15 protein-coding genes are annotated in these 15,851 nt (G+C 62.0%); 8 read left to right on the plus strand and 7 right to left on the minus strand.

The window, feature by feature from the left end:
* Window positions 1-107 precede the first annotated feature (107 nt).
* Entirely contained in the window at window positions 108-674 is a 567-nt protein-coding gene (locus CRO59_RS23045; RefSeq protein WP_097090174.1) for a nitroreductase family protein, read from the minus strand.
* A 121-nt stretch (window positions 675-795) separates the two neighbouring features.
* Here CRO59_RS23045 and CRO59_RS23050 point away from each other — a divergent pair, with 121 nt between their 5' ends.
* Window positions 796-2,250: a TrkH family potassium uptake protein gene (locus tag CRO59_RS23050; protein WP_097090175.1), complete on the plus strand. Its 1,455-nt coding sequence runs from the start codon at window positions 796-798 to the stop codon at window positions 2,248-2,250.
* Here the strand turns inward: CRO59_RS23050 and CRO59_RS23055 are convergent.
* Window positions 2,207-3,262, minus strand: a complete 1,056-nt coding sequence (locus CRO59_RS23055; protein ID WP_202369364.1) for an AraC family transcriptional regulator — start codon at window positions 3,260-3,262, stop codon at window positions 2,207-2,209. The two genes, CRO59_RS23050 and CRO59_RS23055, sit on opposite strands and share 44 nt — an antisense overlap.
* A gap of 164 nt (window positions 3,263-3,426) precedes the next feature.
* On the opposite strand from CRO59_RS23055, the gene CRO59_RS23060 reads away from it, so the two are divergent.
* Window positions 3,427-3,738 carry a DUF962 domain-containing protein gene (locus CRO59_RS23060; RefSeq protein WP_003222750.1) on the plus strand — a complete coding sequence of 104 codons (312 nt, stop codon included), beginning with the start codon at window positions 3,427-3,429 and terminating at the stop codon, window positions 3,736-3,738.
* A gap of 26 nt (window positions 3,739-3,764) precedes the next feature.
* Window positions 3,765-4,355, plus strand: a complete 591-nt coding sequence (locus CRO59_RS23065; protein ID WP_097090176.1) for an HD domain-containing protein — start codon at window positions 3,765-3,767, stop codon at window positions 4,353-4,355.
* A 120-nt stretch (window positions 4,356-4,475) separates the two neighbouring features.
* Here the strand turns inward: CRO59_RS23065 and CRO59_RS23070 are convergent, their stop codons facing one another.
* Window positions 4,476-5,291 carry a UDP-2,3-diacylglucosamine diphosphatase gene (locus CRO59_RS23070; protein ID WP_041073087.1) on the minus strand — a complete coding sequence of 272 codons (816 nt, stop codon included), beginning with the start codon at window positions 5,289-5,291 and terminating at the stop codon, window positions 4,476-4,478.
* Between the two features lie 136 nt (window positions 5,292-5,427).
* On the opposite strand from CRO59_RS23070, the gene CRO59_RS23075 reads away from it, so the two are divergent.
* Window positions 5,428-6,192 (plus strand): AraC family transcriptional regulator, encoded by a 765-nt coding sequence (locus CRO59_RS23075; protein WP_027613983.1) that lies wholly within the window; start codon window positions 5,428-5,430, stop codon window positions 6,190-6,192.
* Between the two features lie 74 nt (window positions 6,193-6,266).
* Window positions 6,267-7,160, plus strand: a complete 894-nt coding sequence (locus CRO59_RS23080; protein WP_097090177.1) for a DMT family transporter — start codon at window positions 6,267-6,269, stop codon at window positions 7,158-7,160.
* Here the strand turns inward: CRO59_RS23080 and CRO59_RS23085 are convergent.
* Complete coding sequence (locus CRO59_RS23085; protein ID WP_027613985.1) at window positions 7,154-7,441, minus strand: SelT/SelW/SelH family protein; 288 nt, start codon at window positions 7,439-7,441, stop codon at window positions 7,154-7,156. The two genes, CRO59_RS23080 and CRO59_RS23085, sit on opposite strands and share 7 nt — an antisense overlap.
* A 71-nt stretch (window positions 7,442-7,512) precedes the next feature.
* On the opposite strand from CRO59_RS23085, the gene CRO59_RS23090 reads away from it, so the two are divergent.
* A complete protein-coding gene (locus CRO59_RS23090; protein WP_097090178.1) occupies window positions 7,513-9,714 on the plus strand; it encodes a patatin-like phospholipase family protein in 2,202 nt (733 codons plus the stop codon).
* A 142-nt stretch (window positions 9,715-9,856) separates the two neighbouring features.
* On the opposite strand, the gene CRO59_RS23095 is transcribed toward CRO59_RS23090, so the two are convergent.
* From CRO59_RS23095 to recQ, 3 genes are all read right to left on the minus strand, one after another.
* Window positions 9,857-11,614: a FimV/HubP family polar landmark protein gene (locus CRO59_RS23095; protein WP_097090187.1), complete on the minus strand. Its 1,758-nt coding sequence runs from the start codon at window positions 11,612-11,614 to the stop codon at window positions 9,857-9,859.
* A gap of 128 nt (window positions 11,615-11,742) precedes the next feature.
* Window positions 11,743-12,177 carry a MarR family transcriptional regulator gene (locus tag CRO59_RS23100; RefSeq protein WP_027613988.1) on the minus strand — a complete coding sequence of 145 codons (435 nt, stop codon included), beginning with the start codon at window positions 12,175-12,177 and terminating at the stop codon, window positions 11,743-11,745.
* Window positions 12,178-12,310: 133 nt separating this feature from the next.
* Window positions 12,311-14,440, minus strand: a complete 2,130-nt coding sequence (gene recQ, locus CRO59_RS23105) for a DNA helicase RecQ (RefSeq protein WP_097090179.1) — start codon at window positions 14,438-14,440, stop codon at window positions 12,311-12,313.
* Window positions 14,441-14,749: 309 nt separating this feature from the next.
* On the opposite strand from recQ, the gene CRO59_RS23110 reads away from it, so the two are divergent.
* Both CRO59_RS23110 and CRO59_RS23115 read left to right on the plus strand, forming a co-directional pair.
* Entirely contained in the window at window positions 14,750-15,337 is a 588-nt protein-coding gene (locus CRO59_RS23110) for a YecA family protein (RefSeq protein ID WP_007962155.1), read from the plus strand.
* Window positions 15,338-15,347: 10 nt separating this feature from the next.
* A complete protein-coding gene (locus CRO59_RS23115) occupies window positions 15,348-15,743 on the plus strand; it encodes a YbaN family protein (protein WP_097090180.1) in 396 nt (131 codons plus the stop codon).
* Window positions 15,744-15,851 lie beyond the last annotated feature (108 nt).

Consider the following 15,851-nt stretch of genomic DNA (forward strand, 5'->3'; position numbering starts at 1 on the left):
AACCTGTAGGAGTGAGCCTGCTCGCGATAGCGGTGGATCAGACAAAAATTCATTGACTGATCCACCGCTATCGCGAGCAGGCTCACTCCTACATTTGATCGGTGGTGTCAGGCCTTGCCCGGCCAGGCGCTGACGAATTCGGTCAGATCAACCTTCTCCGCCACACGCGGCTCTTTCTGCGGCGTGCCGAGGTACAGGAAGGCAATTACCTGCTCGTCATCAGCCAGGCCCATCCCCTTGGCCACGTGCGCCGAATAAGCCAGATCACCGGTACGCCACACCGCACCAATCCCCTGCGCGTACGCCGCCAGCAGAATCCCGTGAGCCGCACACCCCGCCGCCAGCAACTGCTCGGCCTTCGGATACTTGACGTGATCCTGCAGTTTCGCGATCACCACGACCACCAGCGGCGCCCGCAGCGGGCCGTTGCGCGCCTTGTCGATCATCGCTTCAGTGACTTCGCCCTCCTGCATCTGCGCCGCTTCGGCCAGCAACTCGCCCATTTGCTCACGTGTCGCGCCTTCGACGGTGAGGAAACGGTACGGCTGCAAGTGGCCGTGATCCGGTGCGCGCAGGGCTGCGCCAAACAGGGCTTCGCGCTGCTCGGCGGTAGGGGCCGGTTCGACCAGGCGTGGAACGGAAACACGGTTGAGCAAAGCGTCGAGAGCCTGCATCGGCCACCTCCTGAGAAAAATGTGCGGCTATTCTAGCGGTATCCGGCAACAGGGTGCCGGTTTACATGCCCTGCCCCACGGGTAGAATGGCGCCCTTCCTACATCAGCCCGAGCGGACTTCATGGCGTTGCCGACCTTACGGATCATTGGTTTCATCATCGGCATCTTCCTGATCACCCTGGCCATCGCCATGGTCGTGCCCATGGCCACCCTGGTGATTTTCGAGCGCACCGGCGATCTGCCGTCGTTCCTCTGGGCGAGCATGATCACTTTCCTCGCCGGCCTCGCACTGGTGATCCCCGGCCGCCCCGAGCACATTCACCTGCGCCCGCGCGACATGTACCTGCTGACCGTCAGCAGCTGGCTGGTGGTGTGCATTTTCGCCGCGCTGCCGTTTTTGCTGACCCAGCACATCAGCTACACCGACTCGTTCTTCGAAAGCATGTCCGGCATCACCGCCACCGGCTCGACCGTGCTCAGCGGGCTCGACACCATGTCCCCGGGGATTCTGATGTGGCGCTCGCTGCTGCACTGGCTCGGCGGTATCGGCTTCATCGGCATGGCGGTGGCGATTCTGCCGTTGCTGCGCATCGGTGGCATGCGCCTGTTCCAGACCGAATCGTCCGACCGCTCGGAAAAGGTCATGCCGCGCTCGCACATGGTGGCGCGCCTGATTGTGGCGGCCTACGTCGGTATCACCATCCTCGGCAGCCTGGCGTTCTGGTGGGCCGGGATGAGCCCGTTCGATGCGATCAACCACGCGATGTCGGCGATTTCCACCGGCGGTTTCTCGACCTCCGACCAGTCCCTGGCGAAGTGGACGCAACCGGCGGTGCACTGGGTCGCGGTGGTCGTGATGATTCTCGGCAGCCTGCCGTTCACCCTGTACGTGGCGACCATGCGCGGCAACCGTCGTGCGCTGATCAAGGATCAGCAAGTGCAGGGTTTGCTCGGCATGTTGCTGGTGACCTGGCTGGTGCTCGGCACCTGGTATTGGTGGACCACCAAGCTGCACTGGCTGGAAGCGCTGCGGCACGTGGCGCTGAACGTAACGTCGGTGGTCACCACCACCGGTTTTGCCCTCGGCGACTACAGCCTGTGGGGCAATTTCTCGCTGATGCTGTTTTTCTATCTGGGCTTTGTCGGCGGCTGCTCCGGCTCGACGGCGGGCGGGATCAAGATCTTCCGTTTCCAGGTCGCCTACATCCTGCTCAAGGCCAACCTTAACCAGCTGATTCACCCGCGCGCGGTGATCAAGCAAAAGTACAACGGCCACCGTCTCGACGAAGAGATCGTGCGTTCGATCCTGACCTTTTCGTTCTTCTTCGCCATCACCATCTGCGTGATCGCCCTGCTGCTGTCGCTGCTCGGCGTCGACTGGATGACCGCGTTGACCGGCGCTGCCAGCACCGTGTCCGGCGTCGGCCCGGGCCTGGGCGAGACCATCGGCCCGGCGGGCAACTTTGCCACCTTGCCGGATGCCGCGAAGTGGATTCTGTCGTTCGGCATGCTGCTCGGCCGACTGGAGATCATTACGGTGTTTGTGCTGTGTATTCCGGCCTTTTGGCGTCACTGACCGGCGCCTGCAACAGCCGCGCCCGGTAATCGCCGGGCGTGGTGTCGAACCAGCGGCGGAACGCACGGAAGAAGTTGCTCGGATCGGCAAACCCCAGCAGATAGGCAATCTCCAGCAAGGTCATGTTCGGCTGCGCCAGATACTGCTCGGCCAGTTCGCGGCGGGTGTCGTCGAGCAGCTGCTGAAAACTGGTGCCCTCCTCCTGCAACCGGCGCTGCAAGGTGCGCTGCGACAGATGCAGGGTCTGCGCCACGGTATCGCGCTTGGGTTCGCCCTGCGGCAGTAAACGGCATAACACCTGGCGCGCCTTGTGGGTCACGCGGCTTTCAGAGAATCGCGCCAGGTATTCCCCGGCAAACCGGTCGTGCAGCAGCGCCATGGCTTCGTTGGCGGTGGGCAGCGGTGCTTCCATGTCGGCCCGTTCGAAAATCAACGCATCGTACGGCGCGTTGAACATCAGCGGTGCATGAAAGGCTTGCCGGTAAGGTTGCAGGTCTGCGGGTTCGTCACCCTGAAACAGCACTTTGACCGGGTGCAGGGTGCGCCCGGTCAACCAGCCGCACAGGCCCAGCGCACAGGCCAGCGAGGCTTCGGCGCTCTGCCGGGTTGGCGGCAGGTGATCGCCATGCACCGTCAGAATCAGCGCATAGCCTTCTTCGAGCAGACGAAAACTCAGGTCGGCGCTCTCGGCGATAATCCGCTGATAACGCACCAGGCGTTGGAAGCCTTCGGCCAGGGTGTTGCTCGACATCAAGGCATAGCCGGCAACGTGGAACGACGCCGGGCGTACCACCTTGCCCATGTTCAGGCCGATCGCCGGGTTGCCGGACAGCTCGACCGCCCGTTGCCAGAGGCGGGTCATGGAATCTTGCGGGAAGCGCGCATCCGGATCATTCAGGGCGGCGTAATCGAGCCCCAGTTGCTTGAACAGTACCCGGCAATCCAGGCCGTCCATCTCCAATGCTTTGACAATCCCCATCGCCCAGCTTGCAGAAGTCGTTCGTTCGCTCATGGCGTTATTCTTTTACATGATGGATCGCATGTGACGACCCGATTTGCGAAGGATACTAAAGTGGCGCCCATTGTCACTGGCTGATGCCAGTGTTCACTCTAGACTCAAATAAGCTACCCGCCGAACAACTTGCCGTCAGAACAATAACCACAGAGATCGCAGTCGTGGAAAACATCAAGCAATTCAACACTTTCGCCGAGTTCTACCCGTATTACCTCAGCGAACACGCCAACAGTACCTGCCGACGATTGCATTTCATCGGCACCACGCTGGTGATTTTCATTCTGGCCATGACCATCGCCAAAGGCGCCTGGCTGCTGTTGCTGGCCCTGCCGCTGGCCGGTTACAGCTTCGCCTGGGTCGGCCACTTCTTCTTTGAAAAGAACCGTCCGGCGACTTTCCAGCATCCGCTGTACAGCCTGCTCGGCGATTTCGTCATGTACCGCGACATGATCCTCGGCCGCGTGGCGTTCTGAAACCCGACCCACCAGGAGGCTTGCCGATGAACGCCAATGCCCGCTTCACTCACATGCAGGACGGCACGCAGGAAGACTGGGCGATCATCGCCGCCGACTTCAGCGCCTACGCTCGGCAATTGCCGTCGCGGATCATCGCGCACCTGAAGTTGCTCGAAGGCGATTTCGGCGGCTTCCCGGTGGATCGCCTGACCCATTCGCTGCAAACCGCGACCCGCGCCTATCGCGATGGTCGTGACGAGGAATATGTGGTCTGTGCGCTGCTGCATGATATTGGCGACACCCTCGGCTCCTACAATCACCCGGACATCGCGGCGGCGATTCTCAAACCGTTCGTCAGTGCCGAGAATCTGTGGATGGTCGAGAAGCACGGGATCTTTCAGGGTTATTACTTCTTCCATCACCTGGGCATGGATCGGCATCTGCGCGAGCAATTCGCCGCGCATCCGCAGTATCAGGCCACGGCGGAATTTTGCGCCAGGTACGATGCGGCGGCGTTCGACCCGGCCTATGAAACCCTGCCGCTGAGCTTCTTCGAGCCGATGATGGAGCGGCTGTTTGCCCAGCCGAAGCACTCGATCTACAAGGCGGCGATGGAAGAACACAGCCCGGCCTGAGAACACCACAGATCAATGTGGGAGGGGGCTTGCTCCCGAAGGCGGTGTGTCAGATAAACATGTACTTACTGATACACCGCATTCGGGAGCAAGCCCCCTCCCACAGGAGATATCTGGGGTCTAGGCAATCTCGGCAACCTTGGCCGCCTTGAGCTGTGCCTCCCGCGCCTGCGCATCCGCCAGGCGATACAGCTCGATCGTGCCATCCCAGTGCTCGATCAATGCTGTGCACGATTCCACCCAATCGCCGCAATTGAGGTAATCCACCTCACCGACTTTACGAATCTCGGCATGGTGAATATGCCCGCACACTACGCCGTGCAATTCGCGTTTCACGCATTCGTGGGCGATGGCTTCTTCGAAGTCGCTGATGAAGCTCACAGCCGTCTTCACCTTGTGCTTGAGGTACGCCGACAACGACCAGTAGCCGTAGCCATAACGCGCTCGCCAGTGGTTGAGCCAGCGGTTGAGGGTCAAGGTGAATTCGTAGGCAGAGTCGCCGAGGAAGGCCAGCCAGCGGTGGTAACGGGTGATCACGTCGAACTGGTCGCCATGGATCACCAGCAGGTGCCGGCCATCCGCCGTGACGTGAACGGCCTCGTCGACCAACTGGATGTTGCCGAGGATCAGCTTCGAATAACGGCGCAGGAACTCATCGTGGTTGCCGGTGACGTAGATCACCTCGGTGCCGCGCTTGCTCATGGTCAGCAAGCGGCGGATCACGTTGGTGTGCGCCTGCGGCCAGTACATGCCGCCGCGCAGCTTCCAGCCGTCGATGATGTCACCGACCAGGTAGATCTTGTCGGCGTGGTAGCCCTTGAGAAATTGCGACAAGTGCTCGGCCTGGCAATCCCGCGTGCCCAGGTGCACGTCGGAAATCCACAAGGTACGCACCCGTTGTTTGCGGCTGGGTCTGGCGAGCTCGGCGCTGGTCATGGGCAACCCTCTGCGATGTTTTCGCCACTGTGCACGTGCCGGGTGAATCGACCATGACAGACAGGCGTCAGTCGTGTGACAGCGCGCAAGCCCGTCGCCCCGGTGTAGACTGGCGCTCACTTCGGAGACTTCTTCCATGCGCCCGATCCTCACCCTGCGCCAATACACCCACGACCTGATCGTCCACAGCCACGACCACGCGCAACTGGTGTTCGGGCTGTCCGGCGCGCTGGATTTCGAAGTCGAGGGTCAGGGCAGCCAGGTGCGTCAGCAGAGTTTCGTGGTCGTCCCCGGTGGCGCGCATCATGCCTGCGGCAGCCCCGATGGCAGCCGTTGTCTGGTGCTGGACGTACCCGACGGGCCATGGCTGAACGATTCGCTGGGCGAGCACGCCGACGCCAGTCAGCGCTTGCTCGACCAGCCTGCGCGGTTGTCGCTTGATGCCGGGCAAAGCCAGTTGGTCCACTGGCTGGCGCACAGCCCAGTCAGCGATCCGCTGATCGCCCAGCAAGGCGCAGTGTTGCTGCTGGCCAGCCTGAATCACGCCAGACCTGCCGAACATTCGGCGCGGCGCCTGCCCTACGCAGCGCTGGATGCGCACATCGAACAATACGCCGCCTACCCGCTGCAGGTGGCCGATCTGGCGCAGATCGCCGGGCTGTCCAGCGCCCGGCTGCACGCACGGTTCATGGCGGAATGCGGGCAGACGCCGATGGACTACATTCGCAGCCGGCGGCTGCACAAGGCGGTTTGCCTGCTGCGCGACACGGCACTGCCGATCGGTGAGATCGCCAGTCGGGTCGGCTACAGTTCGCAAAGCGCGTTCGCGGCGGCGGTGTTGCGCGAGTTCGGCGCTTCGCCGGGGCAGTTGCGCCGCGACTCCTGCGACAAAAAACGCTAGTTCGCCGACAGACTTCTGCGCCGCAACACGTTTCAATGGGCAACATTGAAACCGTGTTCGGATTAAGGATTGCAATGACTCCGCGTACCGCCCTCGGCGCCCTGCATATCGGCGCTTTAATGTTCGGTCTGACCGGTGTGTTCGGCAAACTCGCGGCCGCCTCGCCGGCGGTGATCGTCTTCGGACGCGCTGCATTTGCCGTGCTCGCCCTGGCCTTTTTCGCCCGCTTCGCCAGTCAGCACGGCTGGCGGAAACTGCAGGCGGTCGACTGGCGGCGCCTGGCGCTCAGCGGCGTGTTGCTGGCCGGGCACTGGGTGAGTTTTTTCATCGCGGTGAAGGTCGCTGGCGTCGCCATCGCGACCTTGGGTTTTGCCAGTTTCCCGGCGTTCACCGTGATTCTCGAAGGGCTGATTTTCCGCGAACGCATCCGCGCCAATGAAATCGTGCTGGTGGTGCTGGTCAGCGTCGGTCTGGTGCTGGTGACCCCGGCGTTCGATCTGGCCAGCGGCGCCACCACCGGGTTGCTCTGGGCGGTGCTGTCGGGCTTGCTGTTCGCCCTGCTGTCGCTGACCAACCGCGCCAGCTCTGGACGGATTCCGGCGGTGCAGGCCGCGCTGTGCCAGAACGTGGTGGTGGCGCTGTGTCTGCTGCCGGTCGCTGCCCCGCAACTGAGCGAAGTGCGCGCGCTGGACTGGCTGTGGATCGGTCTGCTCGGGGTGTTTTGCACCGGTGTCGCCCACAGCCTGTTTGTCGCCAGCCTCGCGGTGATCAAGGCGCGCACCGCCGCCGTGGTGTTCGCCATGGAGCCGGTCTACGGAATCACCGTCGCCTGGTTGCTGTTCGATGAAAACCCGACCGTGCGCATGCTGATCGGGGGGGCGCTGATCATCATCGCCATCGTGGTCTCGGCGCGGATGTCAGGCAGCGCCGACAAGAAAAACGTCGCTGCCGAAGCCGCGTCTCACTGAGTGCGATCGTTGTGGCCAAGGTCGCGCTCAGGGTCGATCTGATCGCGCACCCGCTGCTTGAGCACCTTAGCCTCGGGAAAACCGCCGTCGGCCTTGCGCTCCCAGATCTGCACGTCGTCGCAGCTGATGTGAAACACCCCGCCGGTGCCCGGCACCAGAGACACCTTGCCGAGGTCATCGCCGAAAGTGCTGAGCAGTTCCTGCGCCAGCCACGCAGCGCGCAGCAGCCACTGGCACTGGGTGCAATAAGTGATGACGATTTCCGGTTTTGCAGCAGACATGTTCGCTGAAACTCCTGAGACAGAGGGCGCCGCTATAATAGCCGGCTTTATCGCTTGCCCCGAGACTCACCATGCGCCGTTTGCTGTTCTGCCTGCTGCTTGGCTTCCTGCCCCTCTTTGCTAATGTCACCGTGCATGCCGCCGAAGCGCCCCGCCCGAAAGTCGGCCTGGTGCTGTCCGGTGGCGCCGCCCGTGGCCTGGCGCACATCGGCGTGCTCAAGGCGCTTGAGGAGCAAGGCATCAAGATCGATGCGATTGCCGGCACCAGCATGGGCGCGGTGGTCGGTGGCCTGTACGCCTCGGGCTACAAGATCGATGAACTGGAAAAACTCGCGCTGAACATCGACTGGCAGCAGGCGCTGTCCGACGCGCCGCCACGCGAAGACGTGCCGTTTCGCCGCAAGCAGGACGACCGCGACTTTCTGGTGAAACAGCAACTGAGTTTTCGCGATGACGGTAGCCTCGGCCTGCCGCTGGGGGTGATTCAGGGCCAGAACCTGGCGCTGATGCTGGAAAGCCTGTTGGCGCACACCAGTGACACCCGCGACTTCGACAAACTGCCCATACCGTTCCGCGCCGTCGCCACCGACATCGCCAATGGCGAAAAAGTGGTGTTCCGCAAAGGCCACCTGCCGCAGGTGATCCGCGCCAGCATGTCGATTCCGGCGGTGTTTGCCCCGGTCGAACTGGACGGGCGGCTGCTGGTGGACGGTGGCATGACTGACAACATCCCGCTCGACGTCGCGCGGGAGATGGGTGTCGACGTGGCAATCGTGGTCGACATCGGTACGCCGCTGCGCAACCGCAAACAACTGACGACCGTGGTTGATGTGCTGAACCAGTCGATCACCCTGATGACCCGGCGCAACTCCGAAGAGCAACTGGCCGCCCTCAAACCCACCGACGTGCTGATCCAGCCGGCGCTGGCGGCATTCGGCGTGACCGATTTCGGCAAGGCCCAGGAAATGATCGACGCCGGTTACCGCGCCACGCGGATTCTCGACGCCCGCCTCGCTCAGCTCAAACCTCAGCAATCTCAAGACGCCGAACTCAATGCGGCCCGCGCCCCAGGCCAGCGCACGCCGATCATCACCGCGATCAGGGTCGAGAACGATTCGAAAGTCGGCGATGAGGTGATTCGCTATTACATCCGTCAGCCGATCGGCGAGCCGCTGGACCTGGGCCGACTGCACTCGGACATGGGCACGCTGTACGGCCTGGATTACTTCGAACAGGTGCAGTACCGCGTGGTGCACAAGGGCCAGGATCACACGCTGGTGATCAGCGCCCGGGGCAAACGCAGCGGCACCGATTACCTGCGGGTCGGCCTGAACCTTTCGGACGACATGCGCGGTGACAGCGCCTTCAACCTCGGCGCCAGCTACCGCATCAACGGCATCAACCGCCTCGGCGCGGAATGGCTGACCCGCGCACAAATCGGCGACAAACAGGAGCTCTACACCGAGTTCTATCAGCCGCTGGACGTTGGCTCGCGCTACTTCGTCGCCCCGTATGCTGCGTTTGAAGCGCAGAACGTCGATGCTGTGCTCGACAACGACCCGATCGCCCAATATCGCGTCGAACGCTACGGTTTCGGCCTCAATTTCGGCCGGCAGATCGGCAATAACGGTGAAATCCGCTTCGGGGTCGGCGAGGCCTGGGGCAAAGCGGATGTGCGCATCGGCGATCAGGACCTGCCGAGAGAAAACTTCACCGAAGGGTTCTACTCGCTGAAGTACTCGTTCGACTCGCTGGACAACGTCTACTTTCCCCACGAGGGCAAGGACGTCAGCCTGACCCTGATGCAATTCGAACCGGGCCTCGGCTCGGACACGCGCTACCGGCAGTGGGAATTCAAGCTCGATAAAGCCATGAGCCATGGCCCGGATACGCTGATTCTCGGCGGCCGTTATGGCCGAACGCTGGACGATGCCAACGTGGTGACGTCGAGCTTCCTGCTCGGCGGTGCGCGACAGTTGTCGGGCTTTCGCGAGGATTCGATTTCCGGGCAGAACGTCAGCCTGATGCGCGCGGTGTACTACCGCCGGTTGACGCCGCGTTCCTATCTGCCGCTGGACTTCCCGCTGTATGCCGGGGCTTCGCTGGAACGTGGGCGGGCGTGGAACAACGACAACGAATTCGACAGCGGCTACATCAATGCCGCCAGCGTGTTTATCGGCTTCGATACGCCGTTGGGACCGCTGAACTTCACCTATGGCTTGAATGATGCGAACGAGCAGGCGGTTTATTTGAATCTGGGGCAGACGTTCTGATCATTCAGGTGGATCTATATTGCCTGCCAGGCCGCCTTCGCGAGCAAGCCCGCTCCCACACTGAAACGCATTCCAACTGTGGGAGCGGGCTTGCTCGCGAAGGCGATAGTTCAGTCAGCGAACAATTCCGCTGACTCAACCTTCAGCGAATCCCCGCCAATAACGTCCGCGCCGTTTGCTTGAGGGGTTCATCCCCTTCCTTGAGCAACTCATTAAGCAAGGCAATCGCGCTGTCGATATCCCCATCATCAATGCAGGTCTGTGCCTGTTCGAGTTTCACTGACCCGACAGCAGGTTCCGGCTCCTGCAAGCTCAGCGGCTCCAGCGCCAGAGTGGACGGAGGATCGCCGAACGCATTGAGAAAGTCATCGTCCAGCGGCTGCGCGTCCGGTTCGGGGATCCACTCCAGCTCCGCCTCTTCGCTGGCCCCGGTTTCGGGTAACTCGAAGTCTGCTGGCAGGATCTCAAGTCCTGAGTTCGATGCAGACAGATCCGGGTGCTGCTCAGGTGCAGAGCGACTGCCCTCAAGATCCCAACTGGACGCCATCGACAGCTCACCCAGATTCAATTCGAAATCATCCTCGGGCGCCTGCGCCACCGCTGCGGCAGCGACCATCGGCACTGCCGGGGTTATCGGCGCAGCGCCGGTCAATTTTGGATGCCGTTCACGGATCGCGGCCAGTTGCTGAGGATCCACCCCGGCATCACGCAGGCGATGTTCCTGTTGTTCATAAGCAGCGCTGTCGCCCTGCCGCCCCAGCACTTCGAGCAATTGCACACCCAATTCGGTGCGCTCGGGCTCCTTGTCCATGGCATTGCGCAACAACCCGACCGCCTCACTCAAACGCCCATAAGCCAGATAGATCCCCACCGCCTCCAGCACATCGCCGGCCGCCGGTTCTTCACGGTGTTCGGTGGCTGCGCGGATGCTCGCCGATTGAGTGGCTGGCGGGTCTTCAGGATCTGCTTGCCGATCTGCCGGCAGAGCTGCCAGTGGCGCCGCGCCCTCAGCCAGTTGCCGGCGACGTCGTACGAACAACCCGGTACCCAATAATCCCAGCAGCATCAGCAAGCCACCGAGCAGCGGCCAGTTGAGGCCATCGTCGGCAGCTTCAGGCGCGGTGGTGACCGGCGCGGGTGTTGGCGGCGTAACGGCCGGTGCCGCTGGCTTTCGCAATTCGCTCAAACGCGTTTGCAGATCACTGACCTGCTTTTTGCCGTCGGCAATCTGCACATCTTGCGCCTGCAGTCTGGCGTTGAGTTCGTCCACGGTCTTCTGCAACTGCTGATTGAGCAACACGCTGGCCGCCAATTGCTCGGCCACGGCATCGTTGGCTGGCGCCGCCGGAGCGGGTGGCGCTGAAGGGGCGGCGTCGCGCTTGCCCTGAGCAGCCTGAGGCGCCGCCGTGGCAGGTTCGACGGTGGGAAATTCAGAAGATTGCGGACGTGGATCGGGCTCGTAGGTGGCCGGCACGATACTCGGCGATCCGGGTGGATCGATCAGCAGCGTGTACTCGCGCAGCAGGCGGCCATTGGGCTGATTGAGCTGCACCAGAAAATTCAGAAAGGGTTCATTGACCGGTTTGCGCGAGGTCACCCGGATCATCTGGCGATTGCCATGCAGGATCGGGGTGAACTTGAGGTCATTGAGGAAGAACACCCGCTCGACCCCGGCCCGGCCGAATTCATCCGCGGTGGCCAGGCTGGCCGAGAGGTCGCCGGCACTGAGGCCCGCGGCATCCACCAGGGCGATGTCGGCCTTGAGCGGCTGATTGAGGGCCGAATGGACGGTAATGTCCCCCAACCCCAGCGCCATCGACCAGGTCGAATAGCTGAATACACCAGCGACCAGCAGCCATCTGGCGCCACCGCGCAGTACAACGTGCCGACTTGCGAGCATGAGCATCCCTTAAATAAGCAAAACCGGTTTCTATGCGTTCGCACATCCGGTACGAACACGATATTGCCCAGTAGTTCTTATAGTCTGCTCTGCGCGATCCCTCAAAAAACCGGCGCGCGGTTTATGCCTCAAGATTTTTCCAGGTTGCCCAGAATGTGCCCGTGAACGCGCATGCACACCTTCAGATCCGCCTCGTCGACGCCTTCGAACAATTCGTGACGCAACTGTGTAGCGATGGTTTCGATTTGTTCGATCAGCGGCAGCGCCGGGGCGCAGAGCACGATTTTTTTCGCCCGGCGGTCTTCCATCACCGACTGACGTTGCACCAGGCCCTGGCTTTCCAGGCTGTCGAGCAAGCGCGCGAGGGTCGGCCCTTCGACACCGACGCTTTGCGCCAGCTCGCGTTGGGTCGGCGCATCTTCGAAACGTGCAAGGTGCAGCAGCACCAGCCAGCGTGCCTGGGACAAGCCCAGACCGGCCAGCCGGCGATCCAGTTCGGCACGCCAGCCACGAGACATCTGGGCCAATTGCATGCCAAAGCGGTGTTGATCGGTTAACGGCATAAAACACTCATGAGTAGACTGACAAATAGAGAAAAACTAATTATTAGTCAGCTAAGCATGACATTTGGCTATAGGCAAGAGCCGACCTGTACTGAATCGTTACAACTGCCTGACGGTTGGCGCAATCGCCCTCTTACATTTCGAATTCCGATTGCAGCGCAGCCCTTACGCAGTAAAGAACGCCTTCCGGAACCCGACCGGCAAACAGCTCGGCCACTTCGGCGACCGACGGCAACTCGCCCTCGCCGTCGAGGAACGCGTCCTGCACTTCGCCCATCAGTTCTTCAGGCAAATCGAGCGCCTGCTCCAGCGACAACTGTTGCTTGCCGATGGCCTCGGCGAGCATCGTGTAGACGTTCTTTTCCGAGCATTGCAACTGCCCCGCGATCTGCATCGGGGTCATGCCGGCGCGGGCCAGGGTGATCAGTTCGTGACGCACATCGGCCACCACTTTCGGCGCCTCGGCCTCGCCGCCGAGCACTTCGAGGAAGGCTTCGCCGTAACGTTCCAGCTTGCGCGCACCAACACCGCTGACCCGCGCCATGTCGGCCAGCGAGGTCGGCTGGCTGCGGAGCATTTCCAGCAGGGTCGAATCGGGGAAGATGACGTACGGTGGCACGCCATGCTCTTCGGCGAGTTTGCGCCGCAGTGCACGCAGGGCTTCCCACTGTTCGCGCTCTTCGCCACGCACCAGTTGGCTGGCCGGGCTCTTGCTGGCGGTCTTGGCGGTGACTTGCGGCTTGAGGTCGCGGCGCAGTTCCAGGGACACTTCGCCCTTGAGCAATGGCCGGCAGGTGTCGCTCAGGCGCAGGCCACCGTAGCCTTCATGATCGACGTCGGCCAGACCACGCGCCACCAGTTGCCGGAACAACGAGCGCCATTCGCTCTCGCTCAGCGCCTTGCCGACGCCGTACACCGACAGGTGCTGATGACCGAAACTGCGGACCTTTTCGTTGTCCTTGCCCAGCAACACGTCAACCAGATGGCCGACGCCATAACGCTGGCCGGTGCGATAGATCGCCGAGAGTGCCTGGCGCGCCGGCTCGGTGGCGTCCCAGGTCTGCACGCCGTCGACGCAGTTGTCGCAGTGGCCGCACGGCTCGGGCATGTCTTCGTCGAAATACGCCAGCAGGGTCTGCCGGCGGCAGCGGGTTTCTTCGCAGAGCGAGAGCATCGCATCGAGTTTGTGCTGCTCCAGACGCTTGTGGCGCTCGTCGCCCTCGGAGTTCTGCAGCATCTGCTTGAGCATCACCACGTCTTGCAGACCGTAGGCCATCCACGCATCCGCCGGCAGACCATCACGGCCGCCGCGACCGGTTTCCTGATAGTAGGCCTCGAGGGATTTCGGCAGATCGAGGTGCGCGACGAAGCGCACGTTGGGCTTGTCGATGCCCATGCCGAACGCCACGGTGGCGACCATGATCAGGCCTTCCTCGTTGAGGAAGCGCTTCTGGTGATAGGCGCGCAAATCGTTGGGCAAACCGGCGTGATACGGCAGCGCCGGGAAGCCCTGCTCGCTGAGGAACGCGGCAACTTCCTCGACCTTCTTGCGCGACAGGCAGTAGACGATGCCGGCATCGCTGCGCCGTTCGGCAAGGAATGCGAGCAACTGCTTGCGCGGCTGCTCCTTGGGCACGATGCGGTAAAAGATGTTCGGCCGGTCGAAGCTCGACAGAAAGCGCTCGGCGTTCTGCAGGTGCAGGCGGGTGACGATTTCTTCGCGGGTACGCTTGTCGGCGGTGGCAGTCAGGGCGATGCGCGGTACGTCAGGGAACATTTCCGCCAACTGGCCCAGTTGCAGGTATTCCGGGCGGAAATCATGGCCCCATTGCGACACACAGTGCGCTTCGTCGATGGCGAACAGGGCGATGTTCAAGCCTTGCAGGAACGACAGCATGCGCGGCTGCACCAGACGCTCGGGCGCCAGATAGAGCATCTTCACTTCACCACGCTTGATCCGTGCCGCCAGATCGCGCTGCTGTTCGGCGCTCAACGTGGAATTCAGCGCAGCGGCGGCCACGCCCAGCTCTTCGAGGGTGGCGACCTGATCGTCCATCAAGGCGATCAACGGCGACACCACCACCGCCAGGCCTTCGCGCAGCAGCGCCGGCACCTGGAAGCACAGGGACTTGCCGCCACCGGTAGGCATCAGCACCAGCGCATCACCGCCGCTGGCCACGCGCTCAATGATTGCACCCTGACGGCCACGGAAACTGTCGTAGCCGAAGATGTCCTTGAGGACGCGTTGAGCCTGTTCGAGCATAAAAACTCCAAAAATCTACCGAAACATCCCTGCACAGGCTGGTTCAGGACAGCCACAGCTGCTTAAACAAAACGTAAGAGCGCATTGCCAGACCACCGCAATACGAGCAGGGAGCGCAAAACGCGGCAGTATACCCGAGCCCTCCCCGGCAGGGGGTGCCGCTGATAAGACTCCGCTAGCCGCCAACACGAAAACCCTGTGGGATATTCGTGTTGCCTGTAATTGCGGCAAATCTGCCGTGCGGCTGGCTTGAGCGCTCAAGAAGGCCTAGAATTCCCGCATTGTTTATTCCCCCAAGGTAGCCCCGTAATGTCCTTCGCTGAGCAACTAACCCGCCTGCAAGTCTTTCTCGACGCCGACGAGCTGCACGAAGAGGCGCTGGATTACGTGGCCGCCCACGGTTACCTGACCGCCCTGTCAATCTGTGCAGAAGACGTACCGGAGCGTGAGTGGATCGACGCCCTGTTCGCCGAAGAGCCGCATTACAGCAGCGAAGCCCAGCGCGAAGAAATCGAAGCCACCCTGATTGGTCTCAAGGCACACATCGCCCGCCAATTGGCGTCCGACGAAGAATTCGAACTGCCGTGTGACCTGGACCTGGGCGACGAGCCGGACGACTCTGAACTGCGCGGCTGGTGCATCGGCTTCATGGAAGGCGTATTCCTGCGTGAAGCGGCCTGGTTCGAAACCGCTGAAGAAGAAGTCAGCGAAATGCTCCTGCCGATCATGGTCGGTTCGGGCTTGTTCGACGAGCAGCCAGAGTTCGAAGACATCGCCAAGGACGCCAACCTGATGGACGACATGATCGTGCAGATCCCGGAAGCCCTGACCGCGCTGTACCTGCTGTGCCAGGCGCCAGACGAAAAACCGGCGATCCTCAAGCCACGTCACCACTAAGATCCGGCCTATGGACAACCCCATAGGCAACCGCTCCCTGATGTTGCGCTACTTCCTGCTGGCCGTCGGCTGGCTCAGCGTGGCATTGGGGGTGATCGGGATTTTCCTGCCGGTTCTGCCCACCACCCCTTTCCTTTTGCTGGCGGCCGCCTGTTTCGCCCGCAGCTCTCCGCATTTCTATCAATGGCTGGTCGAGCACCCGAAGCTCGGGCCATGGATCCGCGACTACCTCGACGGCAACGGCATTCCGCTCAAGGGCAAGGTCTACGCGATCGGGCTGATGTGGGCGAGCATTCTGTTCTCGTGCTACCTGGTGCCACTGCCGTGGGCGCGGGGGTTCATGTTGACCAGTGCGGTGTTGGTGACGGTGTACATCCTTCGGCAAAAGACTTTGGATAAATCCTGAATACCGCCGCCCACGCTACATCTGCATTTATCCCCGAGACAGCGCCTCAGGCCGTCTATTTCGTGTGTTTCGAGCCAGTTATCCAAGTGCCCTGCCACTGACCGCTCG

The sequence above is a fragment of the Pseudomonas sp. LAMO17WK12:I5 genome (assembly GCF_900215165.1).
In the GTDB taxonomy this organism is placed as follows: Bacteria; Pseudomonadota; Gammaproteobacteria; order Pseudomonadales; family Pseudomonadaceae; genus Aquipseudomonas; species Aquipseudomonas putida_A.